The following is a 3836-nucleotide window of genomic DNA, read 5'->3' as shown; positions in this document are numbered from 1 at the left end:
GCCCCCGAAAAGGGACGGGTAAGGGCGGCGGGGCGAGAAACACACCCCACCCCCGCGGCCCGCCCCCAAGTCCCCACGTCACGACGCGGTTACGATCACGGCCTTGACAGCGCAGGCGCTCTTGCCGCCCCCAAGCGCACGGGCGTAGACCAAGAGCGCACGGGACAGCGCTCGGACGTTCGACGAAGAACGGGGCAAGTCATGCGCAGCAACACTCTCCGTACACACAGGCCGCACAACAAGTCGCACAAGATGAGCAGGACCGCGCGAACCGCGGCCGCCGTCGTCGCGGGGGCGATGGCGCTCACGCTCACGGCATGCGGCGGTGACGACGACAAGGGCGACGAAGGGGGCGGGGGGAGCGAGACCAGCGGCAGCGCCGCCAGTGTTCAGCTCCCCAAGCTCGACGGCCAGAAGCTGGAGGTCGCGGCCGTCTGGACCGGCCCCGAGCAGGACAACTTCACCAAGGTCCTGGACGAGTTCGAGAAGCGGACGGGCGCGGAGGTCAGCTTCGTACCGACCGGCAACAACACCTCCACCTTCCTGGGCACGAAGATCCAGGGCGGCAAGCCGCCGAACGTGGCGTTCCTGCCGCAGGTCGGTGTGCTGCACCAGTTCGTCGACAAGGGCTGGGTCAAGCCCATCGGCGCCGAGGCACAGGCGCAGATCGACAAGAACTTCTCGGCGGGCTGGAAGGACCTGGGCGCCTACAAGGGCAAGCAGTACGGCGTCTACGCGAAGGCCGCCAACAAGTCCCTGGTCTGGTACAACACGGCCGCGTTCGAGGCGGCCGGGATCACCGCGGAGCCCAAGACCTGGGACGAGTTCCTCCAGACCGCGCAGACGCTGTCGGACGCCGGTTCGCCCGCGGTCTCCATCGGCGGCCAGGACGGCTGGACCCTCACCGACTGGTTCGAGAACATCTATCTCTCGCAGGCGGGTCCGGAGAAGTACGACCAGCTGGCGAAGCACGAGATCAAGTGGACGGACCCCTCCGTCAAGGAGGCCCTGACCACGCTGGCCCAGTTGTGGGGCAAGGACGACCTGATCGCGGGCGGCAAGGCCGGCGCGCTGCGCACCGAGTTCCCCAAGTCGGTGACGAACACCTTCTCCGGCGACACTCCGGCCGCGATGGTCTACGAGGGCGACTTCGTGGCGGCGAACATCAACGCCGACACGAAGGCCAAGATCGGCACGGACGCCAAGGTGTTCCCGTTCCCGGCGGTCGGCGACGAGTCGCCGGTGGTCAGTGGCGGTGACGTGGCCGTGGTCCTGAAGGACGACAAGGCCTCGCAGGCCCTGATCACCTTCCTCGCCTCGACCGACGCGGCCGAGCTGTGGGCGGCGCAGGGCGGCATCATCTCCCCCAACAAGGAGATGGACCTGAAGAGTTACAAGGACGCCGTGACCGGAGACATCGCCAAGGCGCTGCTCGACGCGGGCGACGACTTCCGCTTCGACATGTCCGACCAGGCCCCCGCCGCCTTCGGTGGCACCCAGGGGCAGGGTGAGTGGAAGGGACTGCAGGACTTCCTGAAGAACCCCTCGGACGTCGAGGGCGCGCAGCAGGCGCTCGAAGCATCCGCCGCCAAGGCGTACAAGGGCTGACGGCAGCCCATGTCGTCGCAGGTGGCGACGGCGGGGGGCCCGGCAGGTCCGGTGCCCCCCGCCGGAAAACGCAAGAGCGTGATGGGCACCCGGGCGTGGGTGGTGGGTCTGTTCCTGCTGCCCGCGATCGTGCTGCTCGGCGCGCTCGTGGTCTACCCGATCGGGTACTCGGTCTGGCGAAGTCTCTACAACGCCGACGGTTCGGGTTTCGTGGGGCTGGGCAACTACGGCGACATCTTCACGGACGACGCCACGTTCACCGCGGTCAAGAACACCGCGATCTGGGTGGCGGTCGCCCCGGCGCTGGTCACCGGGCTCGGCCTGATCTTCGCCGTGCTGACCGAACGGGTGCGCTGGGCAACGGCGTTCAAGCTCATCATCTTCATGCCGATGGCCATCTCCATGCTGGCCGCGGGCATCATCTTCCGGCTCGTCTACGAGGCGGACCCCGACCAGGGCGTGGCGAACGCCGTGGTGGTGGGCGTGCACGACACCTTCGCCGAGTCGTCGGTCTATCCGAAGGCACGCCCGTCGACCGAGAGTGATCTCAAGGCGTCCGGCGGGGGTTCCTTCACCTCCACGGGCACGGTGAGCGCGGGCACCCCGGCCCTGATCCCGCTGGTCGGCATCGCCCCGAACAAGGTGCCCGGCAGCCCCGGGGACGCCAAGGCCGCCCAGGCCTCGGGCGACGGGGTGTCCGGCACGGTCTGGCTGGACTTCAAACTGGGCGGCGGCGGCGAGAAGGGCGCCATCGACACGGGTGAGAAGGCCCTGCCAGGCATCAAGGTCGAGGCGGTCAAGGACGGCAAGGTCGTGGCCTCCACGAAGGCGGGCGACGACGGTACGTTCACGCTGCCGGCCTCCGCCGACGGTGCCCAACTGCGCCTGCCGTCCTCGAACTTCGCGGCGCCCTACAACGGCGTCGACTGGCTCGGCCCGAGCCTGATCACACCGGCCATCATCGGTTCGTACGCGTGGATGTGGGCGGGCTTCGCGATGGTGCTCATCGCGGCGGGGCTCGCCGGAGTGGACCGCAACCTCCTGGAGGCGGCCCGGGTCGACGGGGCCAACGAGTGGCAGGTGTTCCGCAGGGTCACGGTCCCTCTGCTCGCTCCGGTCCTCGTCGTCGTGCTGATCACGCTGATGATCAACGTGATGAAGATCTTCGACCTGATCTACATCATCGCCCCGCAGCCCACCCAGGACGAGGCCAACGTCCTGGCCCTGCAGCTCTACAACTCGTACACGGGCGGTGGCGGAGACCTCGGCCTCGCCAGTGCGATCGGTGTGGTGCTGCTGCTGCTCGTCATGCCGGTGATGATCGTCAACATCCGCCGACTGCGAAGGGAGCGCCGACGGTGACCGCACCCTCCGTACCTCTGAAAGCCCCGCCGAAGACCGCGGAAGCGGCCGGTCCGCCCGAGCGGTCGCTCGCCTCCAGGCTGGCGAGCGGCGCGACCGGTGGTGTGATGCGGGTCTTCCTCATCCTGGTCGCACTGCTCTGGGTGACGCCGACGGTGGGGCTGCTGGCCTCGTCGTTCCGTGACCCGACCGACATCGCGGACTCCGGCTGGTGGACGGTCTTCAGCAAGCCGGCCCAGCTCACCACCGAGAGCTACTCGACCCTGCTCGGCAAGGAGGAGATCACCGACTCCCTGCTCAACACGATCTGGATCACCGTCCCGGCCACCGTCCTGGTCATCGTCATCGGGGCCATGGCCGGATACGCCTTCGCCTGGATGGACTTCAAGGGCCGCGACTGGTGGTTCCTGGCCGTGGTGGCGCTGCTCGTGGTGCCGGTGCAGATCGCCCTGATCCCGATGTCCGAACTCTTCGGCGACCTCGGGATCTTCGGCACCATCATCGGTGTCGTCGTGTTCCACGTGGGCTTCGGCCTGCCGTTCGCGATCTTCCTGCTGCGCAACTTCTTCGCGGAGATCCCCCGTGAACTCCTGGAGGCCGCACGGCTCGACGGCGCGAGTGAGACCCGTCTGTTCACCACCGTGGTCCTGCCGCTCGGCGGGCCCGCGATCGCGTCGCTCGGCATCTTCCAGTTCCTGTGGGTGTGGAACGACATGCTGGTGGCGCTGGTCTTCTCGGACTCCGACTCACGGCCGCTGACGGTCGCCCTGACCCAGCAGACCCGTCAGTTCTCCGGCAACATCGAGACGCTGGCGCCCGGCGCGTTCATCTCGATGGTCATCCCGCTGGCCGTGTTCTTCGCGTTC

General features: G+C 68.1%; 3 protein-coding genes. All 3 read left to right on the top strand.

Features of this window, described 5'->3' with window-relative positions:
• Positions 1–201: 201 nt before the first annotated feature.
• Positions 202–1608 carry an ABC transporter substrate-binding protein gene (locus tag AOK17_RS36055; RefSeq protein ID WP_055616817.1) on the top strand — a complete coding sequence of 469 codons (1407 nt, stop codon included), beginning with the start codon at positions 202–204 and terminating at the stop codon, positions 1606–1608.
• 9 nt (positions 1609–1617) lie between these two features.
• Entirely contained in the window at positions 1618–2970 is a 1353-nt protein-coding gene (locus tag AOK17_RS36050; RefSeq protein ID WP_055616816.1) for a carbohydrate ABC transporter permease, read from the top strand.
• 107 nt (positions 2971–3077) lie between these two features.
• Positions 3078–3836 (top strand): carbohydrate ABC transporter permease (locus AOK17_RS36045; RefSeq protein WP_079053468.1); only part of this gene is annotated, 759 nt, incomplete at its 3' end.

This window comes from Streptomyces phaeochromogenes (genome assembly GCF_001418655.1).
In the GTDB taxonomy this organism is placed as follows: Bacteria; Actinomycetota; Actinomycetes; order Streptomycetales; family Streptomycetaceae; genus Streptomyces; species Streptomyces phaeochromogenes.
The sequence above is the reverse complement of the archived record's forward strand: the minus strand, read 5'-3'. Positions and strand labels throughout refer to the sequence as shown.

Bases quoted from the DNA above. Each gene is read 5' to 3' on its own strand.
- AOK17_RS36055 (WP_055616817.1), top strand. From the start codon at position 202: ATGCGCAGCAACACTCTCCGTACACACAGGCCGCACAACAAGTCGCAC.
- AOK17_RS36050 (WP_055616816.1), top strand. From the start codon at position 1,618: ATGTCGTCGCAGGTGGCGACGGCGGGGGGCCCGGCAGGTCCGGTGCCC.